General features: G+C 45.4%; 20 protein-coding genes. 7 read left to right on the forward strand and 13 right to left on the reverse strand.

The genetic code is table 11. The features are described from left to right. Window positions 1-65: 65 nt before the first annotated feature. From BN4_RS00900 to lpxC, 6 genes are all read left to right on the forward strand, one after another. Window positions 66-383, forward strand: a complete 318-nt coding sequence (locus tag BN4_RS00900) for a TusE/DsrC/DsvC family sulfur relay protein (protein ID WP_015413465.1) — start codon at window positions 66-68, stop codon at window positions 381-383. 178 nt (window positions 384-561) lie between these two features. Next, window positions 562-783 carry a 50S ribosomal protein L31 gene (gene rpmE, locus BN4_RS00905; RefSeq protein ID WP_015413466.1) on the forward strand — a complete coding sequence of 74 codons (222 nt, stop codon included), beginning with the start codon at window positions 562-564 and terminating at the stop codon, window positions 781-783. A gap of 199 nt (window positions 784-982) precedes the next feature. Beyond that, window positions 983-1930, forward strand: a complete 948-nt coding sequence (locus tag BN4_RS00910; protein ID WP_015413467.1) for a DUF1385 domain-containing protein — start codon at window positions 983-985, stop codon at window positions 1928-1930. 3 nt (window positions 1931-1933) lie between these two features. Further along, window positions 1934-3001 carry a peptide chain release factor 1 gene (gene prfA, locus BN4_RS00915; protein WP_015413468.1) on the forward strand — a complete coding sequence of 356 codons (1068 nt, stop codon included), beginning with the start codon at window positions 1934-1936 and terminating at the stop codon, window positions 2999-3001. Window positions 3002-3021: 20 nt separating this feature from the next. Continuing rightward, on the forward strand, window positions 3022-3876 hold the full coding sequence (prmC, locus tag BN4_RS00920; protein ID WP_015413469.1) for a peptide chain release factor N(5)-glutamine methyltransferase: 855 nt from the start codon (window positions 3022-3024) through the stop codon (window positions 3874-3876). A 179-nt stretch (window positions 3877-4055) separates the two neighbouring features. Then, on the forward strand, window positions 4056-4976 hold the full coding sequence (lpxC, locus tag BN4_RS00925) for a UDP-3-O-acyl-N-acetylglucosamine deacetylase (protein ID WP_015413470.1): 921 nt from the start codon (window positions 4056-4058) through the stop codon (window positions 4974-4976). Window positions 4977-5256: 280 nt separating this feature from the next. On the opposite strand, the gene BN4_RS00930 is transcribed toward lpxC, so the two are convergent. The 13 genes from BN4_RS00930 to BN4_RS00990 all read right to left on the reverse strand — a co-directional run bounded on the left by BN4_RS00930 (window position 5257) and on the right by BN4_RS00990 (window position 16685). Continuing rightward, window positions 5257-6084 carry a hypothetical protein gene (locus BN4_RS00930; RefSeq protein ID WP_015413471.1) on the reverse strand — a complete coding sequence of 276 codons (828 nt, stop codon included), beginning with the start codon at window positions 6082-6084 and terminating at the stop codon, window positions 5257-5259. Between the two features lie 3 nt (window positions 6085-6087). Continuing rightward, window positions 6088-6495: a hypothetical protein gene (locus tag BN4_RS00935; RefSeq protein ID WP_015413472.1), complete on the reverse strand. Its 408-nt coding sequence runs from the start codon at window positions 6493-6495 to the stop codon at window positions 6088-6090. Between the two features lie 90 nt (window positions 6496-6585). Continuing rightward, a complete protein-coding gene (locus tag BN4_RS00940) occupies window positions 6586-6912 on the reverse strand; it encodes a hypothetical protein (protein WP_041720073.1) in 327 nt (108 codons plus the stop codon). 3 nt (window positions 6913-6915) lie between these two features. Continuing rightward, window positions 6916-7650, reverse strand: a complete 735-nt coding sequence (locus BN4_RS00945) for a flagellar basal body-associated FliL family protein (protein ID WP_015413473.1) — start codon at window positions 7648-7650, stop codon at window positions 6916-6918. 23 nt (window positions 7651-7673) lie between these two features. Beyond that, window positions 7674-8054, reverse strand: coding sequence for a chemotaxis response regulator CheY (locus tag BN4_RS00950; protein ID WP_015413474.1), 381 nt, complete (start codon window positions 8052-8054; stop codon window positions 7674-7676). 23 nt (window positions 8055-8077) lie between these two features. Then, the gene (locus BN4_RS00955) at window positions 8078-8863 is read right to left on the reverse strand and encodes a FliA/WhiG family RNA polymerase sigma factor (RefSeq protein WP_015413475.1); all 786 of its coding nucleotides are present in this window, start codon (window positions 8861-8863) and stop codon (window positions 8078-8080) included. Next, on the reverse strand, window positions 8805-9632 hold the full coding sequence (locus tag BN4_RS00960) for a MinD/ParA family protein (protein WP_041720074.1): 828 nt from the start codon (window positions 9630-9632) through the stop codon (window positions 8805-8807). The genes BN4_RS00955 and BN4_RS00960 overlap by 59 nt, the downstream gene beginning before the upstream one ends. 17 nt (window positions 9633-9649) lie before the next feature. Then, window positions 9650-10729 carry a flagellar biosynthesis protein FlhF gene (locus BN4_RS00965; RefSeq protein ID WP_231856559.1) on the reverse strand — a complete coding sequence of 360 codons (1080 nt, stop codon included), beginning with the start codon at window positions 10727-10729 and terminating at the stop codon, window positions 9650-9652. A gap of 15 nt (window positions 10730-10744) precedes the next feature. Further along, on the reverse strand, window positions 10745-12847 hold the full coding sequence (gene flhA, locus BN4_RS00970; RefSeq protein WP_015413478.1) for a flagellar biosynthesis protein FlhA: 2103 nt from the start codon (window positions 12845-12847) through the stop codon (window positions 10745-10747). Between the two features lie 63 nt (window positions 12848-12910). Continuing rightward, window positions 12911-13975, reverse strand: coding sequence for a flagellar biosynthesis protein FlhB (gene flhB, locus BN4_RS00975; protein WP_015413479.1), 1065 nt, complete (start codon window positions 13973-13975; stop codon window positions 12911-12913). Between the two features lie 8 nt (window positions 13976-13983). Next, window positions 13984-14775 carry a flagellar biosynthetic protein FliR gene (gene fliR, locus BN4_RS00980; protein ID WP_015413480.1) on the reverse strand — a complete coding sequence of 264 codons (792 nt, stop codon included), beginning with the start codon at window positions 14773-14775 and terminating at the stop codon, window positions 13984-13986. Window positions 14776-14969: 194 nt separating this feature from the next. Next, window positions 14970-15875, reverse strand: coding sequence for a M23 family metallopeptidase (locus BN4_RS00985; protein WP_015413481.1), 906 nt, complete (start codon window positions 15873-15875; stop codon window positions 14970-14972). Window positions 15876-15935: 60 nt separating this feature from the next. After that, on the reverse strand, window positions 15936-16685 hold the full coding sequence (locus BN4_RS00990) for a tRNA lysidine(34) synthetase (RefSeq protein WP_015413482.1): 750 nt from the start codon (window positions 16683-16685) through the stop codon (window positions 15936-15938). A gap of 171 nt (window positions 16686-16856) precedes the next feature. Here BN4_RS00990 and BN4_RS00995 point away from each other — a divergent pair, with 171 nt between their 5' ends. Further along, window positions 16857-18197 carry a DUF4340 domain-containing protein gene (locus BN4_RS00995; protein WP_015413483.1) on the forward strand — a complete coding sequence of 447 codons (1341 nt, stop codon included), beginning with the start codon at window positions 16857-16859 and terminating at the stop codon, window positions 18195-18197. Window positions 18198-18205 lie beyond the last annotated feature (8 nt).

The following is an 18205-nucleotide window of genomic DNA, read 5'->3' on the forward strand; positions in this document are numbered from 1 at the left end:
ACGGATATGGTAGCTTCGTGTATTTCGAAGCTCAGCATGAAAAACTATCCACTTAGGAGGATAAAATGGCTGTTGTTGAATTCCAGGGTTCTTCTTTTGAGGTTGATGAGGACGGTTTCCTGCAGAAGTTCGAAGATTGGACTCCGCTGTGGGTCGACTTCGTCAAAGAGTCTGAAGGTATCAAGGAGATTTCCGAAGATCACCAGAAAGTCATCGACTTCTTGCAGGACTACTACAAGAAGAACGGCATCGCACCGATGGTCCGTATTCTCTCCAAGGTCACTGGCTTCAAGCTGAAACAGATCTACGAGCTGTTCCCGTCCGGACCTGGTAAAGGCGCCTGTAAAATGGCTGGCCTGCCCAAGCCTACCGGCTGCGTATAGTTCGCAATCGAGCTTGATTATTAAAGGCGGACGTTTCGGCGTTCGCCTTTTTTGTCCGTAGACAAATTTATTTCAGAGTGTTGAAAGTCTGGATAAATGATAGATTTTGTGCTTGCCAACGAGGTCTTTCCTACGTATAAGACCGAGTTCCAAACGAAATCAATGACAGGAGAGCGTCATGCAAAAAGATATTCATCCCACTACTTACAAGGCTAAAATCCGTTGCCATTGTGGCTACGAAGCTGAATTGACGACTACCAAGGGCGAAGAGCTTGAGGTTGAAATCTGTTCTAACTGCCATCCTTTTTACACTGGCAAGCAGCGTTTTGTTGATACTGCTGGTCGTATCGATCGTTTCCGTAAGAAGTACGCAGCATTCGGCAAGAATACAGAAAAGTAGCTCCTTCTTTTTTCGGCGAAAGCCGTGATCATATGCCTTCGTTTGGGAGAAATCCCTGCGGAGGCATATTGTTTTATTTGACGGTCTTTACAAATAGTAAGAGAATTCCTAGTTCTTTTACTTGAGTCGACGTTTGAGTCTGGCTTTGTTATTAAGGAAGAGTTGCGTATCGCCATCTTTTTGACCGGAGGGTAATAGTTTGAATCTACGTGGTCTTTTTGCCTTGGCGGCACCCCAATCTGTGGGTGGGCAGGCGGTTATCGAAGGCGTTATGATGCGTTCAAAAGATAACCTGGCTATCGCCATTCGTAAGTCAAGCGGCGAAATTGTGACTGAGGTCCGTCCTTGGTTCACACTGATTCGACATCCTTGGCTCAAGAAGCCTTTTTTGCGTGGATTTCCTATTCTGATTGAGACAATGGTCAATGGTATTCAGGCGTTGAATTTTTCTGCCGTCCAAGCGGCAGATGATGACGAAGAAGATGGTGAATTAACGACGTGGCATCTGGTTTTGACGATGGTGCTGGCCTTAGGTGCTGCTCTTGGGCTATTTGTTGTGCTGCCTCATTTCTTATCTATAGGTATGGAATATCTTGGTATGGCAGGCGATGTTGAATCCTTGAGTTTTCATATTTGGGATGGCCTGATAAAAATGGTGATTTTTGTCGGTTATATCCTGGCCATTTCCTTTATTCCTGATATTCGTCGGGTGTTTCAATACCATGGCGCTGAGCATAAGGTTATCTGGACCTGGGAAGAGGGAAAGCAATTGTCTCCTCAGTCCTCCCATTTTTATAGCCGACTTCATCCCCGCTGTGGCACAGCTTTTTTGCTTTTTGTGCTTGTTATCTCGATAATGCTCTATGCTATTCTGGTCCCATTCCTTCTGACATTTTATTCACCTGAGGTCTTTGTCCTCAAACATTTATATATTGTCAGCATGAAATTATTTCTGATGGCACCGGTTAGTTGTATTGCGTATGAGATGATTAAATTTGCCGGGAAGTATAATAAAAGTTTCTTTTGTAAGGTCATGTGTTGGCCTGGTCTGATGATGCAGATATTGACTACCAAGGAACCGGACGACAGTCAGCTGGAAGTGGCCATTGCTGCTTTGCAGTGCGCTGTGAACGCTGAGGAGTGCTAAAATATGTTTGGCAAGCTTGAAGAAATCGAAGTGAAATATATGCAATTGGAGCAGGAGCTTGCCGAGCCTGGTATTTTTAATGACCAGGAGCGATACAAGAAGGTTTCCAAAGCGCATGCTGATTTGGGAGATATAGTCAAAGTCTTTCGGGACTATAAGGTCGTTTCCCAGGAAATTGGCAATAACAGAGAAATGCTGGATGACGCAGATGAAGATATCCGCGAAATGGCCAAAGCAGAGATAGAAGAGCTTGAGCCACAATTGCCTCTTCTGGAGGCGAAACTGAAAGTGCTGCTTCTGCCTAAAGACCCTATGGATGAAAAGAATATTATTCTTGAAATCCGGGCAGGTACGGGGGGAGATGAAGCTGCGCTTTTTGCAGCCGATCTGTACCGCATGTATACTCGATATGCGGAAGAGAACAGGTGGAAAGTTGAGGAAATGAGTTCCAACTCAACAGGTTCTGGTGGGCTCAAGGAAGTCATAGCTTCAATCGCAGGCGACAAAGTCTATAGCAAGCTTAAGTATGAGTCTGGGACACATAGAGTTCAACGTGTCCCAGCGACAGAGTCGCAGGGACGCATTCATACATCCGCAGTGACAGTCGCCATTATGGCTGAAGCTGAAGAAGTTGATATCGACATTAGAAATGAAGACCTGAGAGTTGATGTCTTTCGTGCCTCTGGCCCCGGCGGGCAGTCAGTCAACACAACAGACTCTGCAATTCGTATTACACATGTGCCAACAGGCTTAGTTGTTATTTGTCAGGATGAAAAATCGCAGCATAAAAATAAAGCCAAGGCTATGAAAGTTTTGCGTTCCAGATTATTGCAATTGGAACAGGATAAGGCCAAGGCAGAGGAAGATGCAGCGCGGCGTAGTCAGGTCGGTACAGGAGATCGTTCCGAGCGTATCAGGACATATAATTTCCCCCAAGGACGCGTTTCTGACCATCGCATCAATTTGACCTTGCATAAGTTGCCGCAGGTCATGGAAGGAGAACTTGCCGAATTGACTGATGCGCTCATCAGCCACTATCAATCTGAAGCCATGAAGCGGCAGGGCGAATAGCCTTGCCGGGGTGTGGCGCGATGACCCCATCTATTCTCGAAATTCTCAAGACAAGTGAAGCACGTCTTGGAAATGTTGATTCTCCTCGACTTAGCGCGGAGGTTATCATTTCCGAGGTGCTTCATTGTTCGCGAATATCTCTCGTTCTTGAGCGGGACAAGAGTGTCTCCCCAACTGATCTCGAATGTATTTTTTCTTTGGTAGAGAGGCGTGCCAAGGGTGAGCCTCTCGCATACTTGCTCGGTAATAGAGAGTTTTATGGGCTGGATTTCAAGGTTGACTCCTCAACACTCATTCCACGCCCTGAAACGGAACATATTATTGAGGAGGTCACGAAAAGCTTCGACGCTGAGGCTTCGCTCTCTTTTGCCGACCTGGGCACGGGGTCAGGAGCGATAGCGGTAACCTTGGCTACTCTTTTCGAACACGCAAAGGGCATAGCTGTTGATCTTAGCTTGGATGCACTTCGTGTGGCAAAAAAGAATGCTCTCTTACACGGAGTGGAGCAGCGAATAGCCTTTCTTCTTGGGGATTTTATGGAGCCCTTGTTCAAGGCGCAGTCTTTAGATTTCATTGTGTCCAATCCTCCCTACGTTCCGCAGGATGAATATGATGGAGCGAGTTTTGAGGTTACAAAGTTTGAACCTCTTACGGCTTTGGTCAGCGGAGTTGATGGACTTGACCATATTAAAGCACTTTTGCCACAAATTGAAATGGGATTAAAGCAAAACGGGCTGGCTTTTTTGGAGATTGGTTTTCAGCAGGCCGAAGCTGTTGGACAGTTTCTCAAGACAGATGTCCACGGGCTTTGTCTGGTTGATGTCGTTCAAGACTTGGCTGGGCATGATCGGGTACTCAAGCTGCAGAAAAAATAATCTCAAAAAAACTACAAGTCATAAATTCTGTTGTTGTAAAAATACAAGATGTTGCGAGAATACAACACATGTCTAGATTTTTTTGCGACAAAAAAAGTATATAAATTCAAAGCATTACCTCTAATTATAGGAGTGGCATTAAAATTGCTATATGAATGTGGTTATCAATCGGAGGAATAATGCTACAGACTACCATACATAAATCAGTACGTTGCACAGGGATCGGTTTGCACAGTGGCAAACAAGTAGAATTAGTCCTTCGCCCAGCTGCTGAAGATACTGGAATCCTCTTTTCACTTCGTAATGATTCCGGTTCTACCTTTCTGACACCTGCTCCCTCGTTGGTTGTTGAAACCGGGCTGGCCACTGTCTTGGGTGACGGGCGGGAAACGGTTGCGACCGTTGAACATCTTCTTGCATCTGTCAGTGGTATGGGGATTGATAATATTCATATTGAAGTCACTGGCAAAGAACTTCCTATTATGGATGGGAGTGCTGCTTCATTTGTTTACCTGCTGAAACAAGCTGGCAAGCGACAGTTGGGTAAGCCTCGAAATGTCTTGGCTATCAAGAAGCCTGTTGATTTTGAGCAGGATGGTAAGTTTATCAAAGCGCGGCCGCATGACGGCTTTTGTGTGAATTATACGATTGAGTTTGCTCATCCGCTTATTGGAACTCAACAATTGGAATTTGATCTGACTCCAGAAAATTTTGTTGCTGAGATTGCCAAGGCCAGGACTTTTGGTTTTCTCAAGGAAGTAGATTATCTCCATGCAAATGGACTGGCCTTGGGTGGCTCTCTGGACAATGCGATTGTTCTCGATGAATATGGTGTACTCAACGCCGAGGGCTTGCGTTACAAGGATGAGTTTGTAAGACATAAGCTACTTGATTTTGTTGGTGATATGGCAATTCTTGGCGCGCCTCTTCAAGGGGCTTTTGAGGTCTTTGCTTCAGGACATGCGATGAATAATGCCTTTTTGCGTCACCTGGATAGCAATAGGAGTCTGTATCTTGAAGCGAAATCACTTGCTGCTCCTTCTTCCTCTGAAGATGCAGTTCATGAAGAGACGTTAGAACCAGCATTTGTCACTGTTTAATTTTTTTGTTGGAATTTGAATGTCCGCCTCAAGTGAGGGCATTTTTTTTAAAGGTTGATGAATGAATAGAATCCCCCAGAAACATTGGTTTCTGGGGGATTCTTGCTAGGATAATATTTTTTCATAATCTCTCCCGCCTTCATCGAAGGGGAGAAGAGAGCTTTTCAAGGATGTAGCCAGAGTCGTTGATAACAAAGCCACCTAACAATCCCGTCGTGAGCGATTTTCCCTAGTGTCTTTTCAGCATTTATAGAAATAGTCTCGACTTGAGTGGGATTTTCTATTTTCTAAACATGATTTCAGACAAAATTCCCCCATGAGAGTGCTTGGGGAGTGTGGAAATTCCAAGGCATTCACATGGCTTTGCAGAATATTGATGCAGTTGTTCTTGTAAAAAGTCTTTAAGGCTTTTGATTTTTCCAGGTCGTTGAAGCTTTGCCCTGTAGGCTGTTTTCTTTTGTTTTGAAAGAAACTCCAGACGGACCATGCCGACTCTTTCATGATCAAATTCTATTATTGATTCAATGAGTTTGGTAGAGTCCTTGCCTCGTTTTAGCACTCCCAGGTGTCTCTTTCCTAAGGGAACACACCATGGTATATAGAAGAGTTGAATTGAAAGATTTTCTGAGATTGTTTTACCAATGTAATTCATGCACAGAATTGTATCGAGATAGTTTGCAAGAAGACGTTTGTGGTCTATGAGTTGTGTTAGGAATTGTCCTTTCCGTTCATGGGGAGGAATGTGACATAAGGAGTGTGCAGAAGCTCGAAAGGTGGACTCGAAGAGAGATCTAGCTGCTTCAAAATCTCTTGCGTGTGAGAGAATTCCAGTCTCGTTCTGGGTCGCATACCCTATCTCTTTGAGAATGATATCAGGATTCAGTTGGACAACGAGAAAGATGAGTTGTGTCCCTATGGAAGGTTTTGATCTGAGTTGGGCCAAAAGTCTATGCCCTTCGATATCGACCCATGCCATATCCTCGGAAATCCATTCGATAATGGTTCCGCGTATTTTTTGTCCTGGTTTTCTTCCCTGTTTGAAAGAATCAGATCTATTGCCCCCGCTCCCAAAGCCGAAAAATCCTGAACCAGAGTTTCGAATACGCATATTTTATGCCTGGTCTATAATCAGTTCAACTTCTTCAAGACTCAGGCCTGTAGACTGAGCCATTTTGCTGGCAGGTTTACCAGCACGATGTCCATTCAAAATGATTTCACGCATGAATTGTGGCGATTTGCAGTAGTCGTTTGCGAGGTCGACAAGTTTTTTGAGTTCTTTACTTCTTTTTTCAACGTCTTCATTGAGTTGAACCAGTTCCCGTTGGCGCTGTTCAAATGTTGCAACAAGCTCATTTTCCAATTGGGTATTGAACTGAAGTCGCTTTATAAATTCTTCCTGTTTAGCCTGAAGGGCAGAAAGAAGGGTTTCCGATTTTCGTAAGCGAAGAAAGAACAAGACAACAATACTCAGCAGAACAATTTCACTGAGAGTAAAAAGGATAAGAAGTATATCGGACATATGAGGCTCGTCTGTTACGTGTTTGATTACACTAGTGGCAAGGGATGAGAGTTCAACTCTTTATCATTTCGAGAAAGAAAACTCACATTGTTAAATCTTAACGTCAACGATGTTCCCTGACCATGGAGAATGATTTGACGTTTCCGTTTCGAGCTGCTCATCTGTGTCTTCTTGTTGAGGATGTCTTTCTGAGAGTGTTTGTTGGTTCGCCCCTCTTCCATCCTGATCAACTTGGGAAAGGCGTTGCTTTTTGTCAACCTGTTGAACTTTGCCTTGTTTTTTCTTGAGCTGCTCTTGAAGGAGGGGACCAAAAATTTGTTTTTCAATTTCTGGTTTGGCTTTTTCGGCGTGCGCAAGCCTCGCAACATAAGGAAGTTGTGAAATCAGGATCGGAAGATCAAGTGGAGTAGAACTCATAATCTACCTCACGAGGTATTGTTCAAATAGAAGGGTATCAAACTGACCAAAGCCCATGTATTGGTTGATGATGGCCAAAAGTTCCTTCTTGAGTTTATCGCTATTATTCTTATCGGACAAGAACTGTAAATCCTTATTTTTCAAGTAGTAGAACAGTGCGTTACGGACAGTGTATGTCTCTTGTTTAAACTGCCTTGCCAATCCGTCTTCCAATGTGCTGACGACTATCCTTACTTCAAGAAAACGTATCGTATTGTCTTTGTCTCTTTGTTCGATAAGAAACGGATCAAGGCGAATGAGAATTTCTGGAGTTTCTTCCACAACTTCTTCAGGGATGATTTCCTGTTGAACAGGTTCTTCCACTTGGGGGGGAGGGGGCGGTGGTGATTCTGTTTCTTCTGGCGAACGGAAAAGGAGGATTATTATTACAACTATTAGGAGGAGGATGATCCCACCAAATGCGAGAACCATTTTATTCTTCAAAAGGGATTTGAAATCAAATCCGCTTTTCTTTTTTTCTTCGAGAAGAGGAGTTTCCTCTTCGCTGAAGGCTAACTCATCCTCTTCTTCCTCTTCATCTTCCAGGAAGGGAGCATCGTCCAAGTCGAGATCGACTTTTTGCGTGGCTTTGCTTGCTTCTCCATCATCCAATTGCGCTTTTGGCTGCCCGGAATCATCAGAAGTTCCAAAAACTTCTTCAGCTAAATCTTCTGAGTCATCCGGGACTAGCAGGACCATGTTTATTGCCTGACAGGCTGATGTTAAGCGAAGATTTTATCGATCTTCTGGCCCAGAGTCTCAGGAGTAAAGGGCTTCACTATATAGTTTGAGACCTTGGCCTGAACTGCCTCAATGATATTTTCCTGCTGAGCTTCTGCGGTGACCATCAAGAAGGGAATATCTGCATATTCTTCGCTTGCTCGAACCTTGCGCAGAAGGTCAATGCCAGACATCGTAGGCATATTCCAATCAGAAACAATGAAGTCAATGTTATCTTTGTTGAGAACTTCCCAAGCAGTGGAGCCGTCGTCAGCTTCGACTATATTGGTAAAACCAAGCTGGCGCAGAATGTTTTTCACGATCTTGCGCATAGTGGAAAAGTCGTCGACAACAAGAACGCGCATGCTTTTATCATAGCTCATGGGGTGTCTCCTTTGTGCATAGCCTACTCGTTTTCGTAACGAGCTCTGAACGTTTTTCTCAATTTTATCAAGGCTTGGGAATGAAGTTGTGAAACACGGCCCTCTGTTATATCCATAACTTCCGCAGTTTCTTTCATATTCAATTCCTCGCCGTAGTATAAAGATATGACCAATTTTTCCCTTGGCGTCAATTCCTCAATGAGATTGGCTACTTTGTCAACAATCTCTTGAAAAGCTGTTGATTGAAATGGTTCATCGTCAGTCATGCTTTTCCGGCTGACCATGTTCTCATGGAACGTATCAAGACTCAGGCACATCTGGTTGTGCAGAGCCTCCAGACCTTGCTGTACTTCCTTTTCAGACATCCCTGTATGGGCTTGTAATTGTTCTGAAGTAGCTGGAAAACCCGTGTCGTGTTCGATGTGCCGCTGAGCATCCTCCAGAACTTTGACTTTTTGCCTCAGACCTCGTGAGAACCAATCCATGCGGCGCAATTCATCAAGCATTGCCCCTTTTATTCGATTTTCCGAATAGGTGTCGAACTTGATACCCAGTTCGGGGTTGAATTTTCCCAAAGCGTCAAGCAACCCAAGGCTCCCTGCGCTGATGAGTTCGTTAAGCTCAACACTTTGTGGCAGTTTCGCCTTGAGGCGCAGGGCGAGTATGCGGATTTTGGGCGCGTAGAAGCGGACGATATTCTCCCGGTCTCTTGGGGAGAAATCGTCCCAACGCTTGGCGCCCTGCTCCAGTTCACGCCACGGATCGTTCTTGGAAGAGGAGTTTCTTCCAGAAGAATTTAATATTGCCATCAGTATTAGGTTTTACTTGCCATGCGTTAAGTTTCTGCGCGGTTTGACGTACCGCAGTACTAGCCGGTGTTCTGGGAAATTTGTGACAAAATGGAGTTTGTGCAATGACCGAGTTACGGACGTTTGGATCGAAAGGAATGAATCCGACAAGATCAAGAGAAATACCGTCAAGAAAATGATCACATGCATTGAGCAGTTTGATGTAAACGTCTTTCGCTGTTTTCTTGTCTTTAACCATATTGACCAAAACACGGAACCTTTCGACCCCATGTTGGAGTTTGAGCACCTTTATGAGGGCATAAGCATCTGTCAATGAAGTCGGCTCAGGAGTAATGACCAGTAGACGCTCCTGAACTGCCAGATTAAAATAGAGGACATTGTCATTGATGCCTGCTCCCGTGTCTACAATGAGGTAATCAACACTCTCTTCAAGCGTGTCCATGGCATCAAGCAGGTCAATTTTTTGTCCCTTGTCCAAGTCTACCATATCACTGACGCCTGAGGAAGCAGGAAGAATGCTGAATCCATAGGGTGTCTGGTGTAATATCTTTTCCAGTGTCATATCCTCGTGGAAGAGATGGAAAAGGTTATGCTCCGGTGCAAGGCCCAGAATGACGTCGACATTCGCCAAGCCGAGATCGGCATCAAGCAAGACTACGTTTTTTCCAGCTGCGCTGAGAGAGTAAGCCAGGTTGACTGACATATTGGTTTTTCCCACCCCACCTTTGCCTGAGGTGACGGAAAGAACCATGGGGAAGTTGGAAGTCATGGCGTAATCGTATCTCCTTAAGGTTGAATGTCGCCGTTGGGCAATTTTCGCATGAACAGCAAACGCCATATCATTTCTTTGGTGGCAGGCGCTATGCTGTTTTTGAGTCCGGAACCGTACGAAAGAGTGGAAACCGGCAGCCCAGAGGCGAACGCCATGTTCAAGAGTGCACCAAATGTACAGGCTTCATCGAGTTTCGTCCAGATAACGCTTGCAAGTTGTTCACTTTTGTACTTTTCCATGAATCGTTCGAATTGTCTCGGACTATAAAATGGGTTGAGGACAAGATGAATCGCCAAGTCATCGCAGCCTGCCAAGCCGTAAAGGGCTGTCCATTCAGCAAGATTCGTGCGGTTCGGGAGTCCTGGCAAGTCTATCAATATCGTATCGAATTGGTGTGCTTCTTTTTGGAGAAGGTGAAAATCATCGCGCGTAATGATTTCTCTGAATGCCAATCCAGAAAGCTCTGCATAGTGTTTGAGCACCAAGCGCCCCTTGCCTCGACCTCCGTCAGCCGTGACAAGACAGATGCGCGCTCGAGGATTCTGTTTTTTTTCTTTGAGCGCCAATCGGACGAGTGTGGATGTCTTTCCTGAACCTCCAGGTCCTGCGAAAGCTTGAAACTTTGTTGGTGATTGGACGGCGTCAAATTTTTGTGTAGTGATCATAGTCTCAAGAGCATGCACTATGGAGCGGGTTTTGTCTTCCCGAAGTGAACAAAATATATGAGTTAAAACAGTCTCATTGACTTCTTCCCGTTCAAGATACTCTACTGCAAGCTTTTGTTTCGGCGAGAGAAGGTCCAAATCCATCTGGGGCTTCATCAGTTGCATTATTTGCCCTTTGATCTGACTCCATTCTCGTTGCCAGCTTGTGCCGTGCTGCAGGGCGCTTTCAACGTAGTCCTCTTTTGTTTGGCGTTGGGGTTTGCCCCCCCCGAGAGAGACTGGAGACGAATCCACAGCCGCAACTATTTCACAGGATTTAACCCCTTTTTCCGTGATCGTTTTGTTGGAAAGGATAACGGCATCCTCTCCCAGTTCGGCCTTGACCTTGGCAAATGCAGCCGTCGATGTAGCGGCTTTGAATGTCATCATTCTCATTGGCTTATCCTATAGTTCAACTGTCGCTGCTGCTTGTATTTTTATATCTGCCGGTATTTCTGCCTGTGAAATGACAGGCAGAGTCGGGATGAATCGAGTCAGAAGTTGAGCAAATTGATTTCGTATTTGCGGTGTAACCAAAAGGACGGGTTGGCCATCGGCCACCATGGCGTCTTCGGTTGCTTTGTTAATAGCCTGAATTATTTGCTGTGCTGTTCCGGGTTCGAGAGCCAGGTATCCCCCCTGTTCGGCCGGGCGCATAGCAGTACTGAGTATTTCATCTATTTGTGGACTCAGAGTGATAATAGGAAGCACTCCTTCCTCTCCAAGGTACGGTTTGACGATGGTACGGCTCATCTTGGCTCGAACGAATTCAGTCAACTGTGCAGGTTCTTGCGTGGCAACACCGTAATCCGCGAGAGTTTCAACTATGGTCAGCAGATCTCGAATAGAAACATTTTCTTGAACCAGAGCTTGCAACACTTTTTGCACTCCTCCGACACTCAGCACTGAGGGGACGAGGCTTTCAACGGCCTTCGGTGCACGCTTCGCCAGATTGTCGAGTAATTCCTGTGTTTCCTGACGTCCGAGGAATTCATGCAGGTTTCGGCGGAAAACTTCTGTTATGTGTGTGGCAATAACAGTGGATGGGTCAACGACTGTATAGCCAGCCAGCATTGCTTCCTCTTTTTGGGCTTCAGGAATCCAGATTGCAGGAAGGTTGAAAGCCGGCTCCACTGTATCCACTCCTTGAATTCGATGCTTCGCATCACCCGGATCCATTGCCAGGTAATGATCAATGAGGAGTTCTGCCTGAGCGACCGGGTTTCCTTTGATGACAACGCGGTATTCGCCTGGTTTGAGTTGCAAATTGTCGCGGAGATGAAGAGAGGGAATAACGACACCCATATCAAGGGCAAATTGCCGTCTGATAGAACGAATTCGAGACAAAAGATTGCCACTTTGTTCTTCATCAACCAATGGAATAAGGCCATACCCCACTTCCAATTCGAGTTGGTCGAGTGGTAACAAGGCCTGGACTTCTTCTGGTGTATCAAGGGTAGATGCTTCATTGGCCTTTTCCTGCTCTGCTTCGGTTGCCTCAAGTCCCTGGAAGTTTTTAGAGGAAAGATGCCCAACACCGAAGATGATAGCGGAAAGAAGCATGAATGGGAGTGTCGGCATTCCTGGAACTATGGCAAAGATTAAAAGTATCCCTGAAACAAGCTTGAGCGCGCGATAATGGAAGGATAACTGTCCAATGAATTCCTCACCCATTTTGGCTTCAGCGGCAGCTCGTGAAACAATGATACCAGCCGAAGTCGATATGATAAGGGAGGGGATGGTGGCTACCAAGCCATCACCAATGGTCAGCAGGGTGTACGTTTGCGCTGCATCCATCCATGGCATGTCCTTTTGGATGACTCCAATAAGAAACCCGCCAATAATATTGATGCAGGTAATCATGAAACCGGCGTTAACGTCTCCAGAAACAAATTTGCCGGCTCCATCCATGGCTCCGTAGAAGTCTGCCTCACGACGCATCAGACTGCGTTGCTCGGTGGCTTCTTCTTCCGTTATCAATCCGGCATTGAGGTCAGCTTCAACTGCCATCTGCTTACCGGGCATGGCATCCAGGGTAAAACGGGCTGCAACTTCTGCGATTCGGGTGGTACCTGTGACAATAACTTTTTTATTCAAAAGGAAGAGGATCAAAAAAATGACAATTCCCACAACGTAATTACCACCAACGACAAATTCTCCAAAGCTTTTGATGACGGAACCTGCAGCGTCAGTTCCTTCGTCTCCATGAAGGAGGATTGCTCTTGTTGTCGCAACATTGAGAGCAAGGCGAAGCAGTGTGGTGACGAGGAGCAAGGTAGGAAAAATTGAAAACTCAAGAGGGGAGGTCATGAACATAGAGGTTACCAGAACAACCAATCCGAGTGAGATGCTCACTGTCAGCATGAAATCAATGAAAAATGTGGGGAGGGGGATAAGCATCACGAAAAGGATGGTCACCACTCCACCAGCGAGGAGAACGTCGCCCTGCTTGGCGAATTTTTGATAATCTATCCTGGGTGCGACAGGAGTACTTGGAGACTGAGCCATGTTTTTGACACCTCGCGGGCAGCTTTTTGGAGTTTGCCTGGAGGAAAGATGACTCTGTAACCTCTAGCGTTTTCTGAACTTATCCAGTTTTGCTAGGATGGCGGCAACAGCTTGAAATAATTCCTCCGGGATAGTTTCCCCGATTTCAACCTGTTTATACAAAGCTCGTGCCAAGGGAGGGTTGGCTTCAATGGGCACGTTGTTTTCTCGTGCAACTTCCTTGATCCTTTCAGCAACACGGTTCACCCCTTTGGCAAGAATTAAAGGAGCCGGTGCAACCATGACATCATATTGAATGGCAACTGCGTAGTGGGTCGGGTTGGTTATGACGACATCGGCTTTGGGTATGTCTTGAAACATCCGACTGACCATCATTTCCATCATTTTTTGTTTTTGTTTTTGTTTGACCCTGGGGTCACCTTCAGCTTGTTTTCGTTCATCCTTGATTTCATCCTTGGACATTTTAAGCTGCTCTTCATAATCCCAGCGGGTATACCAAAGATCCACAAGGGCGATGAGCATCATGGGAACCAGGGCATAACAGGCCATTTTGTAACCAACAGACAGGAGGTATGCGATTATGCCATGAGTGTTCGCATAAAAAAGGGGAAGGAGATTGGGAAGTTCCTGTTGGATGACAATGTAGGGTGCAAGCCCCACTGCAAATGCTTGCAGGATACTTTTGCCCAGGTTGATGAATGTTTTTGGGCTGATAAAAAGTTTTTGTAATGCGCCCAGTATGTTGAACATCTTTCCAAATTTGGGTTTCATTGTCTTTGTAGACCAGAGTTGTCCGACCTGAAGGCGCATCGTTGTGTAGGAGACGACAACGAGAGTCAGGAGAAAAGGAAGAACCAGGAGTGCCATTTTTTTTACACTCCAAGTAAAGAGAGCATATGCAGTGGCTTTGTTTAACGTGATATTGACGCCTTCACGGAAGGTCCACTCATAGATTTCGGTGAACTGATCGTGGTAAAATCCGATCATAAAGCGAAGTGCCAAAACTCCTGCCAAAAGAACAATGGCCTTTGAAAACTCGGCGCTTTTAGGAACATTACCTTCTTCTCGTTGTTTATCTCGCCGTTTTTTTGTGGCTTTTTCTGTTTTACTTGGGTCTTGTTGTGCCATGGTTCAGCCTATGGAAGTTCTGGTGCGGCCAATTTCATTACGCCACGATAAATTGGCTCCAACTGGTGCAGGAAGTCTCCAACGTAAACAGACATGAGGCTGAAAAGAAATCCAAGAAAGAAAAACCCTATACTGATTTTGATAGGGAAACCAAGAACAAGAACATGCATTTGGGGAGCAGCTCTCGATATGAGGGCAAGTGAAAGATCTATAAGGAAAAGAGCAGCCATAACAGGTGCGGCTATCCGTATGGCGAGGACAAACATCAAGTTGGAAAATTCAAATATATGATTTGCCAAACCTGGAGTTATCAAGAGTCCTCCCGGTGGGATATATTCAAAACTCATGCCAACCGCTTTGATAAGAAGCAGGTGTCCATTGAGCACCAAAAAAGTGAGCATGGTGCACATGTAAAGGAAGTGCGCAGTGACGGCATTGCTGACACCGGTGATGGGGTCAACAACGTTTACCATGGCAAAACCCATCTGAAATCCGATTATCTGGCCACCCAACTGAACCGCTGCGAAAAGAAAATTGACGAGAAGGCCGAGGATGAGTCCAAGAATAATTTCGCCAAGGATCATGATGGTTATATCGACAATGCTTTTAGGAAACAGTGTGCCAGGGAATGACAATTGAGGCCAAAGGGCTATGGAGAGGACAAGAACAAGCGTTGCTTTGAGTAACGTCGGAATTGAGTTTCCTCCAAAAAAAGGAAGTAGAAATAAAACAATACTGAGCCTGAAAACAGTCAGGAAAAAACTGAGCAAGTCGCTCGGATTGAATCCGAAGATGTCCATTCCATGTCCTCTATAAAAACTTCGAAATACTTTTTGTATTACTCGTAATATTCTTTGCAATACTCGTGCAATTTCAGATCTCAAAAGAAGGAAGAGAGTGATTTCTGTTCGTTTTCCATAACGAGAAAAAAAGAAAGAGCCCCCCTGGAAGTCCTGTTCCAAGAGGGCATATTGGTGACATTTCAAACTTCTGATCAGTTCAGAATGTATCGTTTCGGATTGACAGGGACACCATTCAGGCGAACCTCGTAGTGGAGGTGAGGACCTGTGCTGCGCCCTGTACTTCCTACATATCCGATAAGCTCTCCTCGAGTCACTATCTTGCCACTTTTTACTGCAATACGATGGAGGTGGGCAAATCTTGTCGATAGGCTAGCATTGTGTTTCAGCCGAATGCTCAATCCGTATGACCCGTCACGCCCGGTAAAGGTTATAGTTCCCCGAGCGGGGGCGTAGATAGGGGTGCCGCGAGGAGCTGAGATATCAATACCCTTGTGAAATTCCCTTTTCCCGGTGAATGGAGAAGTACGCCATGCAAAACCAGATGTAACCCAGCCAGATGTTGGCCAGATGGAAGGCGTCGCCTCCAATATATTCTGATTATTGCGTAATGTGTGCATGATTTCCTGTTGTCGAACTTCCTCAAGACGAGCTTCGACATTGAGTTGGCTCAGGAATTCATGCATTTTGCGGGCTAATAATTCTTGACGGTACAGCGGAAGGTATCCCTTCGAGAAGTTTTCATTTGTGGGACCTCCCTTAGAAACCGCTGCCTGACTGCCATCTTGATCCAAGTTGATCATGACACGGAGTTTAGAATCGAAATCCCTTATACGGCCGAGGTTTTTCTGAAGTGAAGAAATTTTTTGGGAAAGGCTCAGAAGCTGTGTTTTCTGTTCCTGGACGGTTTTCTCTGCCAAGTTCAGCCCTTTTTCAAGCCGGGAGTGCGTTGCGTATTTATTCCATAATAGGACATTGCCTGCCGTAAGGCCGACCATCACTATAAAAAGGGCGGCTATAAGCCAGCCACGCAGTTGGAATTTCTTGCAGGAACCCTGTTTATCTTTGAAGACAACTATATGATATTTTCTGAAAAGCATCGCCTTTCCAGTTCCTTATATGTTTTATGTGTGTCGAATGTAATTAGAATCAAAAATAGTCTAGACTTTTTTACTTGTCAAGTCAACCTGTTGGCGGGTTATGGCATTGAAGATATTGTTTTTTATTCTTTTGTCATGCTTCCACGTCTGTCGCAACCATGTGTGAACTTCATCTCTTTTGGTGTAACCGTTGGAAGGGCACGTGTTTTCCCACACCGGGAGTTGCCATTGTTTTGCTGCTTTGATGACGGTTTTTTTATCAAGAAGCATGGTCGGTCGGATAACATTGAGCTTGCCATCAAAAAAAGGTTCATTGACTGCCATCCCGTCAGCTCGACCATTTTGCAGGATGTTCATGAAAAAGGTGACGACGTTGTCATCGGCGTTGTGTCCGAAGGCAAGATGGGTCAAGCCATAGTCTCTACAGAGTTCAAAGAGTCGTTTTCGTCTAAGCATGCTACAGTAAAAACATGGTGAGTTCCTTCTGTTTTCCTCTGTGTGTGCTCTAGGGCCATAGTTTGTCAATTCGACATGTGCTGCAATGCCGTGGTCTGCACACCAGTCAACAAGCGGAGTATGTGATGTGATATCGAAGCCAGCGTTTATATGCAGAGCCATAAGCTCCACAGGGAAGGGCATGATTGCTTTTCTGATACTCAACACCTTGAGCATGAGAAAACTGTCCACGCCACCGGATGCCGCGATGCCGATTCGGGCACCAGGAGAAACCATGTCAGTTTGTTGCATGAGTTTTCCCGTTGCCGAGACGCATTTCTTTTGCGCGAATGTCAGTTTTCCCCAAGATGCCATCTCTTTTTCTCCTGCCTGTTTTTTGCTATACGGTGCATATCTGTTGGGGCTGATAGATGATTCTTGCTTGACTTGCAAGTCTGGTTGAGGCAGTCTTTTTTGCTTCCCTGTTAAGCGTGGCGCAAGTCTGTCAAAATCACCGTTGGCTTTCCCTTTTGGAGGGATGTCTTTTTGAAGCGAATAACGTTTGTATTGACTTTAGTCGTTCTGGTCGTCTTTTCGGCCTCAGGCTATTGGTATACTACACTGCAAAAAGAGAATGTCGACCACACTCGGTGGTTGCCAAATTCTTTTGATGCGGTTCGCTCTATTCATTTTCAGCTGGCGGATACACCCCGTTTTACCCTCGCAGCTTCACAACAAAGTGAATGGGAGGTCCAGATTTCTGGGGATACATCGAGTATAAAAGCTCGTGCAGTCTCAGACAAAGTTGATGAATTCCTGCGTCGATTGGCCTCTGTGGAACCTCTTCGTTCTCTAGGGAGGTTTGATTCTGGCCGACAGAGACAATTCGGGATTGAAAAACCTGATTTAAAGGTTATTATTAATTTTCGAAAATCCACGATAAAGCCTTTGACCATCAAACTGGCATCGGGTGATCATTCCGTTGTTTATGGGTGGAATTCTCGTAACCCGGAATTGGTTTACGAGTTCAATGAGAAAGTTCTGGGTAACCTTGCGCTGACTGCGGAAAGTTTTTTTGACAAACGAGTTCTTTTTTTTGATGAAAATGCAATTTCAAAAGTGCAACTCGTGCAACCTTTCGGTTCAAGTTGGCTCGTTGAAAAGCATAAAGAAGGGTACTTTTTTTCTCTTCCCGGATACCTCAAAGGAAAACCTGCATCGGATTCAGCCCTTAAACTCTACATCCATTCTCTTGCCCTTCTCCAAGCCCGGCAGTTCGTTCTGGAATCGACTGATGTCGATAAAAGGATTCCTGCTTTGACTCTTCGGTTGTGGCGTGGAACGGATTCTGAACCTTCCACTGTTGCCTTTTATACCGTAAAAGAAAATCCTGGGCAGTATCTGGGGCAATCTTCATGGCTCACTGTTCCTTTTTTACTTGATGCGCAAAGTGTCGGGCAGCTGGTAAAAAGTGCGTTTGACGTGCAAGGGCGTTCTGTTATCAAACTTGATCTGGGGACCGTTGCCAGACTCGTTGTCATACACGGTGAAAATAATTATGCCATTGAACGGAGCACGTCAGGGTGGCGGTTGTTGGATAGTAAAAAAGACCTTCAGGGCATTGACATGTTCCTGTGGCGATTTACAGAGTTACAGTTCGAGGCATTGCCGATTAACAATTTGCCAGATTCCGCCGTGAGGCTTATGTACTGCAAATTGGCAGATAAAAATGGCGATACCTTGACCGAATTAACATTTTACGCCGATCCCAAACTGCCTCAGGGGCAATGTTGGATGAAGAATGGTGGCGGGATGTTCTATCCTGTTTCAAGCAGATTACTCAAAGACTTGCAGGGAATGTTCCCGTCCGGTTCCAGTGAGAACTGAGCCGGGAG

The sequence above is a fragment of the Pseudodesulfovibrio piezophilus C1TLV30 genome, assembly GCF_000341895.1.
In the GTDB taxonomy this organism is placed as follows: Bacteria; Desulfobacterota; Desulfovibrionia; order Desulfovibrionales; family Desulfovibrionaceae; genus Pseudodesulfovibrio; species Pseudodesulfovibrio piezophilus.